Origin of the sequence: Pantoea sp. UYEF8, assembly GCF_040546285.1 — a bacterium.
In the GTDB taxonomy this organism is placed as follows: domain Bacteria; phylum Pseudomonadota; class Gammaproteobacteria; order Enterobacterales; family Enterobacteriaceae; genus Pantoea; species Pantoea brenneri.
This window is the reverse complement of record NZ_JBEPNM010000014.1, coordinates 61123-79213: the sequence shown is the minus strand read 5'-3', so window position 1 is coordinate 79213 and position 18091 is coordinate 61123. Positions and strand designations below refer to the sequence as shown.

20 protein-coding genes are annotated in these 18091 nt (G+C 56.2%); 6 read left to right on the top strand and 14 right to left on the bottom strand.

What is annotated here, in order from left to right:
• The first annotated feature begins 32 nt into the window (after window positions 1-32).
• Window positions 33-674: an orotate phosphoribosyltransferase gene (gene pyrE / locus ABIB18_RS20555; protein WP_046289512.1), complete on the top strand. Its 642-nt coding sequence runs from the start codon at window positions 33-35 to the stop codon at window positions 672-674.
• A 31-nt stretch (window positions 675-705) separates the two neighbouring features.
• Here the strand turns inward: pyrE and slmA are convergent, their stop codons facing one another.
• The 3 genes from slmA to coaBC form a co-directional block, all read right to left on the bottom strand.
• Complete coding sequence (gene slmA / locus ABIB18_RS20550; protein WP_031375150.1) at window positions 706-1302, bottom strand: nucleoid occlusion factor SlmA; 597 nt, start codon at window positions 1300-1302, stop codon at window positions 706-708.
• Window positions 1303-1420: 118 nt separating this feature from the next.
• A complete protein-coding gene (dut, locus tag ABIB18_RS20545; protein WP_031375149.1) occupies window positions 1421-1879 on the bottom strand; it encodes a dUTP diphosphatase in 459 nt (152 codons plus the stop codon).
• Window positions 1857-3077, bottom strand: coding sequence for a bifunctional phosphopantothenoylcysteine decarboxylase/phosphopantothenate--cysteine ligase CoaBC (gene coaBC, locus ABIB18_RS20540; protein WP_354475485.1), 1221 nt, complete (start codon window positions 3075-3077; stop codon window positions 1857-1859). The genes dut and coaBC overlap by 23 nt, the downstream gene beginning before the upstream one ends.
• Before the next feature lie 180 nt (window positions 3078-3257).
• Between coaBC and radC the strand changes: the two genes are divergently transcribed.
• The 4 genes from radC (at window position 3258) to mutM (ending at window position 5458) form a co-directional block, all read left to right on the top strand.
• Window positions 3258-3914, top strand: a complete 657-nt coding sequence (radC, locus tag ABIB18_RS20535; RefSeq protein WP_031375148.1) for a RadC family protein — start codon at window positions 3258-3260, stop codon at window positions 3912-3914.
• Between the two features lie 240 nt (window positions 3915-4154).
• Entirely contained in the window at window positions 4155-4391 is a 237-nt protein-coding gene (gene rpmB, locus ABIB18_RS20530; protein ID WP_006121249.1) for a 50S ribosomal protein L28, read from the top strand.
• A gap of 20 nt (window positions 4392-4411) precedes the next feature.
• Window positions 4412-4579, top strand: a complete 168-nt coding sequence (gene rpmG / locus ABIB18_RS20525; RefSeq protein ID WP_001051798.1) for a 50S ribosomal protein L33 — start codon at window positions 4412-4414, stop codon at window positions 4577-4579.
• 69 nt (window positions 4580-4648) lie between these two features.
• On the top strand, window positions 4649-5458 hold the full coding sequence (gene mutM / locus ABIB18_RS20520; protein ID WP_031375147.1) for a bifunctional DNA-formamidopyrimidine glycosylase/DNA-(apurinic or apyrimidinic site) lyase: 810 nt from the start codon (window positions 4649-4651) through the stop codon (window positions 5456-5458).
• Here mutM and coaD read toward each other — a convergent pair.
• From coaD to rfaD, 11 genes are all read right to left on the bottom strand, one after another.
• Window positions 5455-5934, bottom strand: coding sequence for a pantetheine-phosphate adenylyltransferase (gene coaD / locus ABIB18_RS20515; protein WP_031375146.1), 480 nt, complete (start codon window positions 5932-5934; stop codon window positions 5455-5457). The two genes, mutM and coaD, sit on opposite strands and share 4 nt — an antisense overlap.
• Window positions 5931-6707, bottom strand: coding sequence for a glycosyltransferase family 2 protein (locus ABIB18_RS20510; RefSeq protein WP_031375145.1), 777 nt, complete (start codon window positions 6705-6707; stop codon window positions 5931-5933). The genes coaD and ABIB18_RS20510 overlap by 4 nt, the downstream gene beginning before the upstream one ends.
• The gene (waaA, locus tag ABIB18_RS20505; RefSeq protein WP_031375144.1) at window positions 6707-7981 is read right to left on the bottom strand and encodes a lipid IV(A) 3-deoxy-D-manno-octulosonic acid transferase; all 1275 of its coding nucleotides are present in this window, start codon (window positions 7979-7981) and stop codon (window positions 6707-6709) included. Before waaA ends, ABIB18_RS20510 begins: the two co-directional genes overlap by 1 nt.
• A gap of 92 nt (window positions 7982-8073) precedes the next feature.
• Entirely contained in the window at window positions 8074-9207 is a 1134-nt protein-coding gene (locus ABIB18_RS20500; protein WP_279810181.1) for a glycosyltransferase family 4 protein, read from the bottom strand.
• On the bottom strand, window positions 9200-10276 hold the full coding sequence (rfaQ, locus tag ABIB18_RS20495; protein ID WP_031375142.1) for a putative lipopolysaccharide heptosyltransferase III: 1077 nt from the start codon (window positions 10274-10276) through the stop codon (window positions 9200-9202). Before rfaQ ends, ABIB18_RS20500 begins: the two co-directional genes overlap by 8 nt.
• A 73-nt stretch (window positions 10277-10349) precedes the next feature.
• Window positions 10350-11399: a glycosyltransferase gene (locus ABIB18_RS20490; RefSeq protein WP_407719897.1), complete on the bottom strand. Its 1050-nt coding sequence runs from the start codon at window positions 11397-11399 to the stop codon at window positions 10350-10352.
• A gap of 209 nt (window positions 11400-11608) precedes the next feature.
• Window positions 11609-12601, bottom strand: a complete 993-nt coding sequence (locus ABIB18_RS20485; protein ID WP_354475480.1) for a glycosyltransferase family 8 protein — start codon at window positions 12599-12601, stop codon at window positions 11609-11611.
• A 9-nt stretch (window positions 12602-12610) separates the two neighbouring features.
• The gene (locus tag ABIB18_RS20480; RefSeq protein WP_354475478.1) at window positions 12611-13687 is read right to left on the bottom strand and encodes a glycosyltransferase family 9 protein; all 1077 of its coding nucleotides are present in this window, start codon (window positions 13685-13687) and stop codon (window positions 12611-12613) included.
• Window positions 13684-14661 carry a lipopolysaccharide heptosyltransferase RfaC gene (rfaC, locus tag ABIB18_RS20475; protein WP_354475476.1) on the bottom strand — a complete coding sequence of 326 codons (978 nt, stop codon included), beginning with the start codon at window positions 14659-14661 and terminating at the stop codon, window positions 13684-13686. Before rfaC ends, ABIB18_RS20480 begins: the two co-directional genes overlap by 4 nt.
• On the bottom strand, window positions 14649-15707 hold the full coding sequence (gene rfaF / locus ABIB18_RS20470) for an ADP-heptose--LPS heptosyltransferase RfaF (protein ID WP_089562340.1): 1059 nt from the start codon (window positions 15705-15707) through the stop codon (window positions 14649-14651). Before rfaF ends, rfaC begins: the two co-directional genes overlap by 13 nt.
• Before the next feature lie 17 nt (window positions 15708-15724).
• Window positions 15725-16657, bottom strand: a complete 933-nt coding sequence (gene rfaD / locus ABIB18_RS20465) for an ADP-glyceromanno-heptose 6-epimerase (RefSeq protein WP_031375590.1) — start codon at window positions 16655-16657, stop codon at window positions 15725-15727.
• Window positions 16658-16887: 230 nt separating this feature from the next.
• On the opposite strand from rfaD, the gene ABIB18_RS20460 reads away from it, so the two are divergent.
• Entirely contained in the window at window positions 16888-18084 is a 1197-nt protein-coding gene (locus ABIB18_RS20460) for a glycine C-acetyltransferase (RefSeq protein ID WP_354475474.1), read from the top strand.
• Window positions 18085-18091: the final 7 nt, after the last annotated feature.

Sequence of the window (18091 nt, the reverse complement as noted above, 5' to 3'; positions counted from 1 at the left end):
GAGTCGCCTTTTCTTTATTTGAGGAGTGAGAAATGAAAGCCTGGCAGCGTCAGTTTATTGACTTCGCCCTGAACAAGCAGGTGCTGAAGTTCGGTGAGTTCACTTTAAAGTCCGGGCGTAAAAGCCCCTATTTCTTTAACGCCGGTCTGTTTAACAGCGGACGGGATTTAGCGCTGCTGGGACGCTTCTACGCGCAGGCACTGGTGGATGGCGGCGTCGATTTCGACCTGCTGTTCGGTCCGGCCTACAAAGGTATTCCGATTGCGACCACCACTGCGGTCGCACTCGCCGATCACCACGACCGCGATGTGCCTTACTGCTTTAACCGTAAAGAGGCCAAAGATCACGGCGAAGGCGGATTACTGGTTGGCAGTCCCCTGCAGGGCAAAGTGATGCTGGTGGATGATGTGATCACCGCGGGTACCGCGATTCGTGAGTCGATGGATATCATCGGTGCGCACAACGCGACGCTGGCTGGCGTGCTGGTTTCGCTTGATCGCCAGGAGCGTGGACGGGGTGACATGTCGGCGATTCAGGAAGTGGAACGTGATTATCGTTGCACCGTGACCGCAATCATTACGCTGGCTGATCTGATTGTGTGGCTGGAAGAGAAGCCTGAGATGGCGGATCATTTAGCCCAGGTGCGGGCGTATCAAAAAGCCTACGGCATTTAAACAGAGGGCGGGCGTGATGCCCGCCTTCCCGTTATACCATCTGGGCAGCAATCAGCGGCCAGCGAGCTTCAAAGTCTGCGGTCGGACTAAAGCGAAACTCCGAGCGGACATAACGCGACAGTAAACCTTCACAAAACGCCAGTAGCTGGCTCGCCAGCAGCGTCTCATCAGACTGAAAGCCTTCACCCTCACGCATTTTGCGCTCACGCATCACCTGGCGCAGCTGCACTTCAATCCGCTCAAACAGTTGATTGATGCGCCCCTGCAGGCGATCCTGCTCAAACATCAGCGCATGACCGGTCAGAATACGCGTCAGCCCCGGATTACGCTCACCAAATCCCAGAATCAATTGCACGATCAGACGCAGGCGCGTCATGGTCTCTTTCTCATCTTTCAGGATCAGATTGATGCGGGTAATCAGACTGTCTTCGATAAACTCAATCAGGCTGTCGAACATCCGTGTCTTACTGGGGAAGTGACGATAGAGCGCCGCTTCTGACACGCCGACCGTGGCTGCCAGTTTGGCAGTGGTAATCCGTTGACTGCCATCACCCGACTCCAGCATTTGCGCCAGCGCCTGCAAAATCTCTTCGCGACGATTTCGCTTCGCGACTTTTTTTTCTGCCATGACCTAAAAGACCCCTGAAATTCACCTTAAACAGGCAACACCTACGCATCTGCCACAAGCACACGTCTCATGGCGATGAGAAAAAATAATTGGCGTAAGTGAAAGTCGGTAGCGTTGGTTATTGACGGCCTGAGTGACCGAAGCCGCCTTCGCCGCGCAAGCTGGCGTCGAAGTCTTCCACCAGATTAAACTCGGCCTGCACCACCGGGACAAAAACCAGCTGTGCCATGCGGTCGCCCGGCTGCAGCGAGAAGCTTTCCTGGCCACGGTTCCATACTGAGACCATCAACTGTCCCTGATAGTCGGAGTCGATCAGTCCCACCAGATTACCCAGCACGATGCCGTGTTTATGGCCGAGGCCCGAGCGCGGCAGGATGACCGCAGCCAGATCAGGATCGGCAATGTGAATCGCCAGGCCGGTCGGAACCAGCGTGGTGGTGCCTGGTGCGATGTCGAGAACATCGTCGATGCAGGCGCGTAAATCTAACCCAGCGGAACCCGAGGTGGCGTAGGTCGGCAGCGGAAATTCTTTACCGACGCGCGCATCAAGGATTTTAACGTCTATTTTTTTCATCATAACGGCTGACAATCTCGTCTAATAATTGTTGGCCAAGGAGAGACTTATCGCTGAGCGGTAAGCGCTTTTCTCCATCCTGCCAAAAAAGGTGAAGAGCATTGGTGTCGCTATTGAACCCTTGTCCGGCTTTAGCAACGTCGTTAGCGCAGATCAGGTCCAGATTCTTGCGCACCCGTTTTTGCCGGGCGTATTCTTCCACATTCTGGGTTTCAGCAGCAAATCCAACCACGAAAGGCCGGTGCTCCTGTAACGCGGCGACGCCGGCAACAATATCGGGATTCTTTATCAGTTGCAGCGTGACGTTATCATCGCCGCCCTGTTTCTTGATTTTTTCGGCCGCAATGTCGACCGCCCGGTAGTCTGCCACGGCTGCGCTTGCAATGAAAATATGTTGTTTATCTATCTCGGCCATCACCGCCGCCTGCATTTCCAGCGCGCTGGTGACATCGACCCGTTTTACCCCCGCAGGCGCAGGCAGCGTCACCGGCCCGCTGACCAGCGTAACGGTGGCACCGCGTCGGGCCGCTGCGGCTGCGATAGCAAAACCCATTTTGCCGGAGCTGTGATTGGTGATGTAACGCACCGGGTCCAGTGCCTCGCGGGTGGGACCGGCGGTAATCATAATGTTGAGATGTTGCAGATCGTTGACGGGCGTGGCCCACTGTATTGCATGGTCGACGATTGCCAGCGGATCGAGCATCCGGCCCGGTCCGACGTCGCCACAGGCCTGGCTGCCGCTGTCAGGTCCCCAAATCAGTACGCCGCGCTGCTGCAGCGCCTGCAGATTTTGCTGGGTCACTGCCGCGCGATACATCTGTTGATTCATCGCCGGCACCACTGCCACCGGCGATGCGGTGGCCAGTACGGCGGTGGTGACCAGATCGTTGGCCATGCCGGCGGTAATTCGGGCAATCAGGTCGGCGGTTGCCGGGGCCAGCACAATTAAATCAGCCCATTTGGCCAGCTCAATATGCCCCATTGCCGCTTCTGCCGCCGGGTCGAGCAGATCGTTAAATACCGGATAACCGGAAACCGCCTGCAGGCTGAGCGGCGTAATAAACGCTTTAGCGCCGTCCGTCATCATCACGCGGACATCGGCACCGCGATCGCGCAGGCGCCGCACCAGCTCAGGTGCTTTGTAGGCGGCAATCCCGCCACTCACGCCAAGAAGAATTTTTTTACCGGCTAATCCTATCATGATGTTGGCCTCACTAAACTGTCTGCCGCCTGCCGCGGCGAATGCACGGACTTTATCACAAAAGCAGTGACGCGCCTTTTCACTGCCTGCGTTTGCGAGCCATCTCGTAAAAAGTCACGCTGCTGATGGTGGCGTTGCGCCAGATGGGTCACTCTGACGTTCGCCACAGGGAGAATGCAGATGAAAAGTATGGCACCGCGGGAGAAGCTAAAGCAGCAGGGCGCACAGGCGCTGAGTGACGTCGAGCTGCTGGCCCTGTTTCTGCGAACCGGCACGCCGGGACAGAACGTGATGGCGCTGGCGCAGCAGATCGTGCAGGAGTTTGGCTCGCTCTATCACATTATGACCGCCAGCAAAGCCGCTTTCAGCGGCATCAAGGGCGTCGGTGATGCCAAGCTGGCACAGCTGCACGCGATTGCGGAACTGGCGAAGCGCTTTTTTGCCAGCCAGCTGGCCCGCGAAAGTGCGATGGAAAATCCTCAGGTCACGCGGCATTACCTGCAAAGTCTGTTAGCCCGTCAGGAGCGTGAGATCTTTATGGTGCTGTTTCTTGATAATCAGCACCGGGTGCTGGTGGCGCAAAAGATGTTTTCGGGTTCCATCAACAGCGTAGAGGTCCACCCGCGCGAGATCGTACGGGAGGCGCTTAAGGTCAATGCAGCCGCACTGATTCTGGCGCATAACCACCCTTCCGGGATGGCGGAACCGAGCCGGGCTGACCGCGATGTGACGCGAAAAGTCAGCGAAGCCTGCCAGTTGCTCGACATCCGTTTGCTCGATCATCTGGTGATAGGTCATGGCGAATATGTCTCGTTTGCTGAGCGAGGCTGGCTTTAACACAGCAAAAATTCGCGCCAGGTGGCGGCTTTTTACCCGATCATTCGGGATCTTTATCTGTTCGGGACTTGAGCACTTGGGCTGAGCGGCGTATACTACGCCACCTTTGAGAATCTCGGGTTTGGCGGTTAGGCCAGCTTAGCGGGTTCCATGGAACTCGCCTGGCGGGCTGCAAGCCTGACGAGGCGGCCAAAACCTAATTTTTAAAGCTCGAGCTGATTTGATTTTTGGAGAATAGACATGTCACGAGTCTGCCAGGTAACTGGAAAGCGTCCGGTGACCGGTAACAACCGTTCCCACGCAATGAACGCGACGAAACGCCGTTTCCTTCCGAACCTGCACTCACACCGTTTTTGGGTTGAGAGCGAGAAGCGCTTCGTTACTCTGCGTGTATCTGTAAAAGGTATGCGTATTATTGATAAAAAGGGCATTGATACGGTGTTAGCCGACATGCGTGCCCGTGGTGAGAAGTACTAAGAGTACTAAGGAACTGAATCATGGCTAAAGGTATTCGTGAGAAGATCAAGCTGGTTTCCTCTGCTGGTACAGGTCACTTCTATACCACCACGAAGAACAAACGTACTAAACCAGAGAAGCTGGAACTGAAAAAGTTCGATCCGGTTGTACGTCAGCATGTGATCTACAAAGAAGCTAAAATTAAGTAATTTTAGTGTTCTGCTAAAAACCCGGCTCCGGCCGGGTTTTTTGTTTGTGCAATCCGCTGAGGAGAGGTTATGCCAGAGTTGCCAGAGGTTGAAACCAGCCGTCGCGGTATCGAACCGCATTTGGTCGGTGAAACCATCCTTCACGCCGTGGTGCGTAATTCACGTCTGCGCTGGCCAGTTTCACAGGAGATCCTGTCGCTGAGCGATCAGCCGGTACTCAGCGTGCAGCGTCGGGCAAAATATCTGCTGCTGGAGCTGCCGCATGGCTGGATCATCATCCATCTCGGGATGTCCGGCAGTTTACGTGTGCTGCCAGAAGAGTTGCCGGCCGCCACCCATGACCATGTTGATTTAGTGATGAGCAATGGCAAAGTGCTGCGCTACACCGATCCGCGTCGCTTTGGCGCCTGGCTCTGGAGCAGCGATCTGGCCGGCAGCAGCGTGCTGGCGCATCTGGGACCGGAGCCGCTCAGCGACCAATTTGATGGCGCTTATCTGTTCGAAAAGTCGCGCGGCAGACGGACGCTGATTAAACAGTGGCTGATGGATAACAAAGTGGTGGTCGGCGTCGGCAATATTTACGCCAGCGAGTCGCTGTTTACTGCCGGGATCCTGCCCGATCGACCTGCCGGCAGTCTGTCGCAGTCAGAGGCCGGAGTGCTGGTCAATACTATCAAAGCGGTGTTACTGCGTTCCATCGAGCAGGGCGGAACCACGCTGCGTGACTTCTTACAGAGTGACGGTAAGCCGGGGTATTTTGCGCAGCAGCTGCAGGTTTATGGCCGGGCCGGGGAACCGTGCCGGGCATGTGGTACGCCGATTATCAGCGGCAGACACGGGCAACGCAGCACTTACTGGTGCCCGAATTGCCAGCACTAAGCTAATTTAGCCAGTAACGCCTGATAGACTGGCGCGGGCAGGAAGGCGGTAACATCGCCACCGTGACGCGCCACCTCTTTGACCAGCGAAGAGGAGACAAAAGAGAAGCCTTCCGACGGCATCAGAAACACGCTCTCCAGCGTCGGCAGCAGGTGACGATTCATGTGCGCCAGCTGCATTTCATATTCAAAGTCCGACACCGCGCGCAGTCCACGAACCAGCACGTTAGCCTGTTGAGAGCGGGCGAAATTTGCCATTAAATCGCTGAATCCGACCACCTCAACGTTAGGCAGATGTGCCACTACCTGGCTCGCCAACGCCACACGCTCGTCCAGACTGAACATCGGCTTCTTGCTGGGACTGGCGGCAATCGCCAGCACTACCCGATCAAACATCTGCGCGGCCCGCGTCACAATATCGAGATGTCCCAGCGTAATGGGATCGAAGGTGCCGGGATAAATGGCTTTAGTACTCATACTCGCCCTTTTGCCGATGCGTGATTCAGCGCCCACAGCGCCGAATACTTGTTAAAGGTATATTGTGCGTTAACCACCGCCAGGATCCAGCCCTGTTTGCCATCCAGAAAGCCCGCGCGTAACAGCAGGGTTTTTACAAATGCACCCAGCGTATGGCTGAAGATAGAAAACAGGCCGCAGCGTTTACCGCGCTGATAACGTTCCGTCGCCCAGGCTTCGGCATACGCCAGTTGCTTGCGCTGAAAGGCGATCAAATCACGACAGGTCAGGTGTTGCAGATCTCCCTTCAGTGCCACCACCGGCGCGTCTTCGGCGTTCAGCGATTCATGCACCAGGTTGTCATTGTAGTGCAACGTCGGGGGGTAAAGCCGCATGACGCGGTCAGGATACCAGCCGCTGTGGCGCATAAAGCGGCCCAGAAACAGGTTGCTGCGGCCAAGGCTGTAAACCGTGCGGCTGGGTGGGGCGATCAATACCTGCTCAATGGCGGCGCGCAGCTCTGGCGTCACGCGCTCATCGGCATCGATCATCAAAATCATGTCGCCGCTGGCGTAACGCTGCGCGCGCTGGCGTTGTATGCCGTAACCCTGCCAGTTATCGCTGCGAAACACCTGCGCGCCCGCCTGGGTGGCAATTTCCACGCTGTTATCTTCGCTACCGGAATCCAGCAGGATAATCTCATCGGCCCAGCTGACGGAGGCCAGACAGTCAGGCAGCAGTTCCGCTTCGTTTTTGGCGATCATCACCACTGAAAGACGTTGGCGTGTTGGCATCAGTGGGCCCGTGGCGGTAAATGGGGTTCGAGTAACTGCAGCAGACGTTGCAGCGCGCCCTGGTTCTGATGCAGCACGTCCACCGCGTGGCGTCCGTAATAACGACGATAGTCATCATCCTGCAACAGGTTGGTGACCTCTTTTTCCAGCGAAATCACGTCGGTGACGGTAATCAGGCCCTGGCCCTGTTGCAGTTTGCTGCAGATATCTTTGAAGTTCCAGGTGTGCGGCCCCATCAGAACCGGAATCGCATGTGCAGCAGGCTCCAGTGGGTTATGTCCGCCCCGTTCAACCAGGCTGCCACCGACAAATGCCAGATCGGCAATACCGTACAGCAGCATCAGTTCACCCATCGAGTCACCAATCACCACCTGAGTCGAGCCAGAAGGGATCTCACCGCTGCTGCGCAGGATAAAGCTGAAGTTACGCTGCTGGGTCAGTTCGCGCGCATCGTTGAAACGTTCGGGATGGCGGGGAACCAGAATCAGCAGTAAATCCGGGAAGGATTGCAGCAGTCGGCGATGCGCATCGAGCACGATCGCCTCTTCGCCTTCATGGGTGCTGGTGGCAATCCACACCGGACGCCGCGGTGCCCACTGACGGCGCAGCGTGACGGCTCTGGCCGCCAGCTCTGGCGTCACTGAGATATCAAATTTCAGGCTGCCGGTAATCGCCAGTTGCGAGCGCTTCAGGCCCAGCTCAAGGAACCGGTCGCCATCTTCACTATTCTGCGCCGCAATCAGCGTGATGCTCTGCAGCAGCTGGCGCATGAATTTGCCCAGCTTGCGGTAGCCTTTTGCCGAACGCGCCGAAAGACGGGCGTTGGCGATCACCAGCGGAATATTGCGCTGATGCAGAATGCGGATGATATTGGGCCACAGCTCGGTTTCCATGATGATCACCAGCCGTGGGTTGACCGTATCGAGGAAACGATTAATCGAGCCTGGCAGGTCATAAGGCAGATAAACGTGATGCACATCTTTGCCAAACGCCGATTGCGCCCGCTCTGAACCGGTTGGTGTCATGGTGGTGACGGTAATCGGCAGGGTAGGATAACGATGACGCAACGCACGCACCAGGGGGATCGCCGCCAGCGTTTCGCCGACCGACACCGAGTGCAGCACAATACCGTCTGGCTTAACTTTGCCGACACAATAGCCATAGCGCTCTGCCCAGCGTTTGCGATAGGCCGGCGCTTTACGACCGCGCAGCCACAGGCGCAGCCAAATCAGTGGCTGAATAAGATAGAGCAGTGCGGTGTAAATGGTCGTCATAGTTACCGTTACGACACGTTCGCGTCTAAAACCAGATTAAAATCAGATGGCGGCATGTTATCAGAAACCCTGCATCCACTCATCCCACATTGTCAGTTGCTTCGCAGCACCTGTTGATACAGCGAAGTCAGCGAGCTGGCCAGTCGCTGCGGCCCATAAGGTTCAATTCTGCGCCGTGCCGCTTCGCCCATGCGTGAGTCGACTGAAAGCGACGGTATCGCCTGAATCGCCTGATTCAGTCCATTGATATCCAGCGCATCACAGACGAAACCTTCCTGACCGGCAGTAATAAATTCCGCGCCGCCGCAGCCGGTGCTGGTAATTACCGGCAGGCCACAGGCCATCGCCTCCAGCACCACATTCGGGAAAGGATCGTAGAGCGTGGGCAGCAGTAAACCATCGGCCGCATGATAGAACGGCTGCACATCCTGCTGTACGCCGACAAAACGCAGGCGATCCAAGCAGTTAAGCTGATTCGCCAGCTGCTGATAGCGCTGCAGCTGTTTATCCTGACCGACCACAATCAGATAGCGATCGCTGCCGGCCAGCGCTTCAATCGCCGCTTTCAGCCCTTTACGCTCAAAACCAGATCCAACATAGATCAGCACAGTCGCGCTATCGGGCAGCGATAACTGCTGACGGGTCGCGTGGCGGGTGGCGTCAGTTGCGGGCTGAAAACGGCTGCTGTCGATGGCGTTATGGATGACGTGGATTTTTTCGGCACCGAGTGAGAAGCAGCGCAGGATGTCGCGTTTTACCATCTCAGAGTTACAAATGACCGCTTTCAGCGTGGGCGAATTAAACATCTCCGCTTCCGCCTGCAGCACATAGCGATGGTAAGGGCTGAGGCTGGCGCTCAGGCGCTGCCAGGACGAAACGATACGCGCACGCTGTTCCAGCCAGACGCGGTGGACACCATCGCCGGCCCGAAAAATATCACAACCGGCGATGCGCTCATGGCTTTGCACAATGTCGAATTTTTCCCGTTCCCAGCAGGCGCGGGCCGCACGGGCAAATCCACGTTCGCGAGAGACCCGTCCCAGTTTAGGTGGGTTACAGATGTGCAGGTGCCAGTCAGGATTCGGCGTGCCCTGCCAGCTGCGCGTGATGATGTTGAGATCCAGCTGTTCGCTGCCCAGCGCTTCCAGCGCTCGCGAGATAAAACGCTCAGCACCGCCATCAGGCCGGTATTTCTGCCGGACAATCGCCAGCCGTAATTTACTCATTCAGATAGCTCCTTGCCGCCGCGACCACATCCTTAACCGGGATGGCAGACAGATAACGCTGGTCAGTTTTGGTATCAATCGAGTCCGGTGACGGCAGCGGACCATAATCGCCCGCCCAGATGACGTGATTATTGTCGCCCCACGGCCGCCAGTGCTGCAGCTTGGTCGGGCCAAATAGCGCAATACAGGGCGTGTTCAGCGCGGCCGCCATATGCATCGGGGCGGAGTCGACGCCAATAAACAGCCTGGCATGATCGATCAGCGCCGCCAGCTGCGGCAGTGTGAACTGGCCTGCTAATGACACCACATACGGCGAGGTGCACAGGGCCTGAATGCGCTCGATCATCGCCAGTTCGTGTTTATCCGGCCCGGCGGTCAGCACCACCGGACGTTCTGGCTGCGCCAGCTGGTCGATGGTGGCGGCAACGCTCTCCTCTTCCCAGCATTTAAAGCCCCAGCGGGAGGTCGGCTGCACCACGATAAACGGCGAGGCGATCTGCTTCTCCGCCAGTCTGGCGAGCACGTGTTGACGATCGGCTTCGCTGTAGTGCATCGAAACCCGCGCGCCCTCGCTGCTGATGCCGAGCGGGGCCAGCGCGGACATATTCTGCTCCACGGTATGCAGTTTGCTGTGATTGAGAGTGGGCACCAGCTGGTTATGGCACAGCCGCCAGAACAGGTTGTCGCGCTTTTTAAACGCGAAGCCGATGCGTATCGGCGCGGCGGAGAGCAGGGTGATCAGGGCGGCACGCCATTGATCGGCCAGATTAATCACCAGGTCGTAATGGCAACCCCGTACCGCACGAATCAAGGCATATTCATGGCCCAGCTTGCGCCAGCCACCTTGCTGCTTCCACTTACGGTCAATCACGTGCAGATGGCGGATATCCGGATGCGCTTCCAGCATCGGACGCGTTTCCTGATAAAGCAACACGTCGATACTGGCCTGCGGATAACGCTGGCGAAGGGCGTTGATCGCCGGCGTCGTCAGCAGCATGTCGCCATGATGGCGCAGCTTGATGAGCAATATATTTTGCGGAGAGACGTTTGCTGGAATCGGACTGGCCATAAACAATTGTTCTCAAATTTTAGTGAACCGATTGTAGGGCAAACCCTTTTTAGGATAAAGCCAGCCTCAAGGGTTATTTGTAACGCCAGCGATAGAGACGACTCAGCCACAGCAGTAGCTGATACCACTGCTTAATCCCGCGGGCATTGCGTAGCATTCGGCGATGCGTCTGGCTGGCAAACAGGTCGGCGATAATCGCCCGGCGTGCGTCACTATCCGGCTCCCGACGTACGCTATGACAGACGCTGAGCGCTTCATGCGTCACCTGATAATGGAACGATGGATAGATTTTTACCTTGCCGCGGTAGCGATGATTCAGCGCTTCCAGCATAGCGGCAATCTTCAGATAGTGACGCTGGTATTCGACATTACGCTGGCCGGTGCGCTTGCGGTTGCTGATTGAGGCGTCATGCATGTAGTAGCGGTACAGCACCGCATCGGTATAGCGCACGCGTTTCGCCAGCAACATGAATTCAGTGGTCCACGGAATGTCCTGATGGTGCAGCCCTGGCTCAAACAGCAACTGATGCTGTTCAATCAGCGCACGACGGTAAATGCCCAGCCAGACCACATGCATATAGCGGTGGGTTTTTAACGCGGTATTCAGCCAGTCGGGACCGCTCAGTACGCCGGTACTGCGCAGGCGGTCCAGCGGAATCAGCGGCTTCACCCGCTGGCTATGTTTGAAATACCATTCGGCATTGCACTGTGCCGCATCCAGATCGTCCTGTTCCGCCAGCGTCACCAGCGTCTGGTACATTTCCGGTTGCATGGTGTCATCAGCATCCGGAAAGGTGACATATTTCCCCTGCGCGATCGCCAGGCCAGCATTACGCGCGCGTGAGACGCCGCCGTTTTCCTGATGAATGACCCGAACGTGGGAGTGATGTTGGGCGTAATAGTCGGCGCGCTCACCGGAACCGTCGGTTGAACCGTCATCGACAATGATGATCTCCAGAGACGTCAGCGTTTGCGCCAGCAGCGACTGCATGAATTCATCAAACATGCTGCCCGCGTTGTACATAGGCGTAATGATACTCAACAGGGGAAGGGTACTCATGACAACGTTTGCACCTGTGCAGAGTGAAAAGCGAAAGGGTTTTGCCTCATCATCATAAACCAGGTCCAGGCCAGCAAAATAAAATAGGGTAACTGATGATTATAAAACTGACTCGGACCCAGGCTGAAGTAAATCACCGGAATTGTTAACAAAAACGCACGCAGAGTCCCTTTTTCCTGAAGCGGTATGCCTGAAACGAGGAATAGCGAACGCCCGTCACGTCACAGATACGTCAGGTGACACAACCGGTAGCAAAAAATGTCCGCGCCGCGCTAACCGAGAAACTTGTGCCGGACATAGTTCATCATCCAGCTGACGCTTTCCGCATATTGCTTCTGATACCACTTAATCTGCGCGAAGCGCTTCATCTCTTTATAATGTTTAGGTAAATCAAGCGACTGTGAAGCCCAGGGTGAGCGCTGGTAATAGTCGTAATAGAGCAACGAAAGATCGCTACCGCCCCAGGCATGCCAGGGTTTGCATTTACCGGTGTAGTGAATCATCACGGTATCGTCCGGAACCTGGAAGCGGTGCCACACCTTGTTCGCGATGATGTCGTAAATGTGGTTGTAACGCTCCGGCAGGATCAATACTTCATCTTCCAGCACAATGTTCAACGCATCCTGATCGGGAAAACCAAACTCCGCTCCGCGGGTGACGAGCACCTCGGTAATGCGGGCCGTGGTCTGACGCGCCATCCAGCGTGGAATATTGATCAGCATAAAGCCGGAGTTGAAGTAGTTGTTGCCCTTGAGACCGAGCTTCGGACACTGATTCTGACGCGCCCGTGGCGTGTCGTTACAGGCACACAGCGTGTAATCGGCAATATCCAGGGTGAATAACGGCGAATAGTCACCCACCACCAGCGTATCGGCGTCGATGTAGATCACCCGATCGCTGAAGCGCGCCACGGTTTCGGGGATCAGAAAACGATAATGGATGCTTTTTGGGTAGCGTCCGACCGCCGGCAACTGATCGACCCAGGCACTGTTGAAAATGTGCAGCGTAATCGCCAGCCGATGACCGGCTGCCAGCGAGCGTAATTTTTCAACATCCTGTTCGCTTAGCGAGTCTGAAAAGATATGGACGTGGAAAGCGGTATCAGGATGATGGCTGAGTAGTGAATATAACGTAATGCCCAGACCACGCGCATAGGCGTGGTTAATGCCAAAGGCAACGTGCACGGGATTTACATCCGTATCAGAGAGCGTGTTGACCAGAAGCTTACTTTGCTGAACAGCATCAGCAACAGGGGTAATTGCCATTACGCTTCACTATTCCAGATTATGAGTAATAAACGTTTGTATTCTAGTCAGTTTATCGTGATCCAGCTCGAATAATTTTTCAGCGGGCTGATCAAACGCATAAGGGGCGGCAAAAATGAACGACGTTGCAGCAATATTATCGGGTCCGATAAACAGTGCATTATGAACCGGGCGCTGTTCTCTGATATCACAAGGGCCATAAAGCACGATTAACGGTATCTGCTGGGCATCAGCAATATAGGCATTGCCGGAGTCAGATGAGATATAGAAATCCATCTGCGCGATGGCCCAGGGCACCTCTTCTAGTTTTAGCTCACCAATCAGGCTCACGATATTTTCTTTCGGGCCGGTTAAGCTCAGCAATTCATCCAGCCACGGCTGTTCAGCAGGCGGCCCGAACACATAAAAGGTACAGGGCAGGTCGGCCAGCGCTTCCATCAGTTGCTGCCAGACACTGGCGGGAATAGTTTTCGCCCGGTTGCCAGCGGAAATACTGATGCCGATTTTAATGCCTTCACGCGGAGTCAGCAGCGCAGCGGGCGGCGCGGGCGGCTGCCATAGCGGCGACGTGGCGTGCTTAGGAAAATCGGTATAGCGGTACTCGCGATTAATCAGTTTCAGGTAGCTGTCGAGGGTTAAATCGGTTTTAGCATGATCCACAATGCCGCTGGCGCTGCGATAGAACACCGCGTGGTAGGACTTACGCACATAGGTGCGCAGAAACTGTTTGTTCGGCGCGTTACACAGCGATGCAAAAAACAGGTTTACGCTGTTGGGCTGCACCAGATAAACATTGTCATAGCGGTTCATCAGGATGAACGCCAGTTTAAGCTTGGCAAAGAAGCTGCGCTTCGCCTCTTCGATCAGAAAATAGCGGCTGACGGTATCATCATGGCGCACCAGCGGTTCTACCGCCTTACTGATCAGCAATTCGGACTGACCCAGCGCGCGCAGCATCGGTGTGATATTAATGAAATCACCGATTTTTGCCGTCTGGATGATTAGATTGCGCCCGGTAGGCCGGTAAAACAGCCGCATCAGCGTGCGAAACGGCACCAGCAGCAGATAGATCAACACATAGTTCATGGCCTGTTTTCCGTAATAACGGCCTGCAGTTTCTCTGCCACCGCGTCGGCAGTCAGCTCCGCCAGATTATGATTCGGGGCGCTCAGCGCCTGTTGATTCTGACCGTAACCGCCGATCAGGCTTGGGTCGGTCGGGCCATACAGCGTCAGGTTAGGGCGATCCAGCGCGGCGGTCAGGTGACTTAATCCGGTATCGACTGACACTACCGCACGCGCGCCAGCCAGTTGCCGGGCAATCGCCTCCAGCGTCAGTTTCGGCAGCACATCGACGTGGTCAAATCCTTCAGCCAGGCGCTGCGCACGCTGGTGCTCATGTTCTGCGCCCCATGGCAACTTAACCCGCAATCCGCTCGGTTGCACCCGGTCAATCAGCTGTCGCCAGTGCGACTCTGGCCAGTGCTTATTGTCACGCGTCGTGGCGTGCAGAAACACCAGATAGTGCTGGGCATCGGCAGGCAGGTGATGCAGGAAATGTCCGGCAATCGCATAGTCGCCCTGGCCGTGCGGTTTCTCATAGCCGAGACTTTTAGCAAACAGTTCGCGCGTCCGCTCGACGGCGTGCTGTTGCTTGTTGACCTCGTGCCGCACGTCATACCACCAGCTGGCAAACGGTTCACGGGCGCTGCGGCTATCCTGGCCATGCTTAACGCCTTTTGACAACCGCGTCACCAGGGCCGCGCTTTTGATCAGCCCCTGCGCATCAATCACAATATCGTACTGACGTGACTGTAACGCGCGCTTAAACAGCACGCGCTCTTCACGTTGCTGGCTGCCAAACCAGTGTTTGCGCCAGCGGCGGATCGCTACCGGCAGCACCTTATCCACTGCAGGATGCCAGCCGGGGATCTGGGCAAAGTTCTCTTCCACCACCCAGTCAAAACGGATGCCAGGAATAGCGTGCATCGCATCGGTCAGCGCTGGCAGTGAATGCAGCACGTCGCCCATTGAAGAGGTTTTAACGATCAGGACGTGCATGGCACCTCCTGCGGCGCGTCGAGTAATGCGGTAAGGGTCTGATGCACGCGCTCAGGTTGAATGTCGATCAGGCTCTGATGATATCCCTGTTCGGCATCGCCTTTGCGTACTTTGTGATAGCCGCTAATCAGGCGAATAACCCGCGCCTGGCGAGCCAGCGGTGGCGTAAAGTCGGGGCTGCTTGGCCCGTAGAGCGCGACCAGCGGACGGTCCAGCGCGGCGGCGATATGCATCAGCCCGGAGTCGTTACTGACCACTGCCCGGCACTGTGCCAGCAGTATTACCGCCTGCTCCAGCTGGGTTTCACCGGCCAGATTACGGCAGTGAATGCGGGCTTCTTGCGGCAGTGCGGCGATAATCTCCTCACCGGTCGGCCGATCTTTTGCCGAGCCAAACAGCACAATCTGGAATCCTTCTGCGATCAGCTGTCGCGCCAGCGCAGCGTAGTGGTAGTGCGGCCAGCGTTTTGCCGGACCAAATTCGGCGCCGGGACAAAAACCGATGATCGGACGCGTCGCCGACAGCTGAAACTGCGCGGCGGTTTCAATTTTCTCCTGCTCCCCGACCTGCAGCTTCGGCCACAGCAGCGGTTGCGGCAGCTGCTGCGCCGACGCGACCGGCGTGTCATAGGCCAGCGCGACGTAGCGTTCGACCATCAGCGGGAAAGCGGCTTTATCCAGCACCCGCAGATCGTTCAGCAAGCCATAGCGCATTTCGCCGCGCCAGCCGACGCGACGTTTGATCCCGGCGAAGAACGGCACCAGCGCCGACTTAAACGAATTCGGCAGCACATAGGCGCGGTCATAGTGGCTGGCGCGCAGCGTTTTGCCTAACCGGCGACGCTCGCCAATTTCCAGCGCGCCATGGCCAAGCGGCATCGCCAGCGCCTGATTCACTTCCGGCATGCGTGACAACAGGGGACGACACCAGGCCGGTGCCATCACATCAATCACCGCATCGGGATGCTCGGCCTTGAGCGTGCGATAGAGACTTTGCGACATCATCATATCGCCGACCCACGACGGGCCGATTACCAGAATTTTCATCGCCGGAGCAGCTTCCTTTATGCGTTACGGTTAAGCCAGGCCATATATTCAGCGACGCCCTGCGCCACGGTTTTGAACGGCTTGTCATAGCCTGCGGCACGCAGCCGGGTCAGATCGGCCTGGGTATATGCCTGATAGCGTCCTTTGAGTTTTTCCGGGAACGGAATGTACTCAATCTGGCCTTTCTGATGGAATTTCAGTACCGCATCTGCCACTTCCTGGAAGGATTCTGCGCGGCCGGTACCACAGTTATAAATGCCGGAGACGCCGTTCTCCCAGCACCACAGGTTCACTGCGGCCACATCATCCACGTGGATGAAATCGCGTTTGAAACCGTCGCTGCCTTCAAACAGTTTTGGATTTTCATCGTTGCTGATTTGGGTGTTGAGATGGAAAGCGACGCTCGCCATGCTGCCTTTGTGGCCTTCACGCGGTCCGTAGACGTTAAAGTAGCGGAAACCACACACCGGAGAGTTCGCTTCCGGCAGCATCTGACGGACGTAGTGATCGAACAGCATCTTCGAGTAGCCGTAGACGTTAAGCGGCTGCTCATACTGGCGCTCTTCAATGAAATTTTCGTTGCGGCCGCCATAGGTGGCTGCTGAAGAGGCATAAAGGAACGGGATCTCGCGCTCAAGACAGAAGTGCAGCAGCTCTTTGGAGTACTGATAGTTGTTCTCCATCATGTACTTGCCATCCCACTCGGTGGTGGAGGAGCAGGCACCCTGATGAAACACCGCTTCGATCGGGCCTAAATCATCGCCCGCCATCACGCTCATCAGGAACTCTTCTTTGTCCATGTAATCGACGATATCCAGGTCGACTAAGTTGGCAAACTTGGTGCCATCCTTCAGATTATCCACCACCAGAATGTCGGTGTGACCGCGATCGTTCAGCGCTTTGACGATGTTGCTGCCAATCATTCCTGCGCCGCCAGTTACGATAATCATGTTGTTACCTTCAACGTTGTGGGGTGAAACAGGAGGTTTCACACACGAATACTTCACATCATAACATTTCATCAGGGTGCAGACAGCCAGATGACTCTGTAACGATTTGTGCGGTATGCGCCATGGCGTGAACTATGCTGCAAAAATGACATTCTGTTGGGTGATTTATCGTGGTCAGGCTCGCTGTTCAGTAAGATGTGCCAAATTTTTGCCATCTGAGGAGAGCAATAATGCCCGCGCAATTTTATCAACAACTTCGTCAGCAACTCGATACTGCCCATCAGGAAGGCCTGTTTAAACAGGAGCGGATTATCACTTCTGCCCAGCAGACGGAAATCGCCGTCGGCAGCGATCCGGCGGTGATCAACTTCTGCGCCAACAACTATCTGGGGCTGGCTAACCATCCCGCCCTGATCCAGGCGGCAAAAGAGGGGATGGACTCGCACGGATTTGGCATGGCATCAGTGCGCTTCATCTGCGGCACCCAGGATAACCATAAGCTGCTGGAAAAACGGCTGGCGGAATTTCTGGGAATGGAAGATGCGATCCTCTACTCCTCCTGTTTCGACGCCAATGGCGGACTGTTTGAAACTCTGTTTGATGCGCAGGACGCCATCATTTCTGACGCCCTGAATCATGCCTCGATCATTGACGGTGTCCGGCTGTGTAAAGCGCAGCGCTATCGTTACGCCAATAACGATATGGGACAGCTGCGGGCGCGTTTACAGGAGGCGCGTGCTAACGGTGCTCGTCACATTGTGATCGCGACCGATGGCGTGTTCTCAATGGATGGTGTGATTGCTAACCTGCCGGCGATCTGCGATCTGGCCGATGAATTCTCCGCGCTGGTAATGGTGGATGATTCGCATGCGGTGGGTTTTGTGGGCAATGCCGGGCGCGGGACCCATGAGTATTGTGAGGTGATGGGCCGTGTCGACATCATCACCGGCACGCTGGGAAAAGCACTGGGCGGCGCATCAGGCGGTTACACCGCGGCGAAAGCGGAAGTGGTCGAGTGGCTGCGTCAGCGTTCGCGTCCTTATCTGTTTTCCAACTCACTGGCACCTGCAATTGTTGCCGCCTCTCTGCGGGTGCTTGATCTGCTGAGCGAAGGCGACGGCCTGCGTCAGCGGCTGTGGGATAACGCCCGCTTCTTCCGTGAGCAGATGACTGCGGCAGGCTTTACCCTGGCCGGTGCCGATCACGCCATTATCCCGGTGATGCTGGGCGAAGCCAGCGTGGCGCAGGAGTTTGCCCGCCTGCTGCAGCAGGAAGGCATCTACGTCACCGGCTTCTTCTATCCGGTGGTGCCCAAAGGTCAGGCGCGCATTCGCACCCAGATTTCTGCTGCCCATACTCAGCGGCAACTGGAACGCGCGGTCGCGGCCTTTACCCGAATCGGCAAACAACTGGGCGTTATCGCCTGAGGAAATG

Bases quoted from the DNA above. Each gene is read 5' to 3' on its own strand.
- pyrE (WP_046289512.1), top strand. From the start codon at position 33: ATGAAAGCCTGGCAGCGTCAGTTTATTGACTTCGCCCTGAACAAGCAG.
- slmA (WP_031375150.1), bottom strand. From the start codon at position 1,302: ATGGCAGAAAAAAAAGTCGCGAAGCGAAATCGTCGCGAAGAGATTTTG.
- dut (WP_031375149.1), bottom strand. From the start codon at position 1,879: ATGATGAAAAAAATAGACGTTAAAATCCTTGATGCGCGCGTCGGTAAA.
- coaBC (WP_354475485.1), bottom strand. From the start codon at position 3,077: ATGATAGGATTAGCCGGTAAAAAAATTCTTCTTGGCGTGAGTGGCGGG.
- radC (WP_031375148.1), top strand. From the start codon at position 3,258: ATGAAAAGTATGGCACCGCGGGAGAAGCTAAAGCAGCAGGGCGCACAG.
- rpmB (WP_006121249.1), top strand. From the start codon at position 4,155: ATGTCACGAGTCTGCCAGGTAACTGGAAAGCGTCCGGTGACCGGTAAC.
- rpmG (WP_001051798.1), top strand. From the start codon at position 4,412: ATGGCTAAAGGTATTCGTGAGAAGATCAAGCTGGTTTCCTCTGCTGGT.
- mutM (WP_031375147.1), top strand. From the start codon at position 4,649: ATGCCAGAGTTGCCAGAGGTTGAAACCAGCCGTCGCGGTATCGAACCG.
- coaD (WP_031375146.1), bottom strand. From the start codon at position 5,934: ATGAGTACTAAAGCCATTTATCCCGGCACCTTCGATCCCATTACGCTG.
- ABIB18_RS20510 (WP_031375145.1), bottom strand. From the start codon at position 6,707: ATGCCAACACGCCAACGTCTTTCAGTGGTGATGATCGCCAAAAACGAA.
- waaA (WP_031375144.1), bottom strand. From the start codon at position 7,981: ATGACGACCATTTACACCGCACTGCTCTATCTTATTCAGCCACTGATT.
- ABIB18_RS20500 (WP_279810181.1), bottom strand. From the start codon at position 9,207: ATGAGTAAATTACGGCTGGCGATTGTCCGGCAGAAATACCGGCCTGAT.
- rfaQ (WP_031375142.1), bottom strand. From the start codon at position 10,276: ATGGCCAGTCCGATTCCAGCAAACGTCTCTCCGCAAAATATATTGCTC.
- ABIB18_RS20485 (WP_354475480.1), bottom strand. From the start codon at position 12,601: ATGGCAATTACCCCTGTTGCTGATGCTGTTCAGCAAAGTAAGCTTCTG.
- ABIB18_RS20480 (WP_354475478.1), bottom strand. From the start codon at position 13,687: ATGAACTATGTGTTGATCTATCTGCTGCTGGTGCCGTTTCGCACGCTG.
- rfaC (WP_354475476.1), bottom strand. From the start codon at position 14,661: ATGCACGTCCTGATCGTTAAAACCTCTTCAATGGGCGACGTGCTGCAT.
- rfaF (WP_089562340.1), bottom strand. From the start codon at position 15,707: ATGAAAATTCTGGTAATCGGCCCGTCGTGGGTCGGCGATATGATGATG.
- rfaD (WP_031375590.1), bottom strand. From the start codon at position 16,657: ATGATTATCGTAACTGGCGGCGCAGGAATGATTGGCAGCAACATCGTC.
- ABIB18_RS20460 (WP_354475474.1), top strand. From the start codon at position 16,888: ATGCCCGCGCAATTTTATCAACAACTTCGTCAGCAACTCGATACTGCC.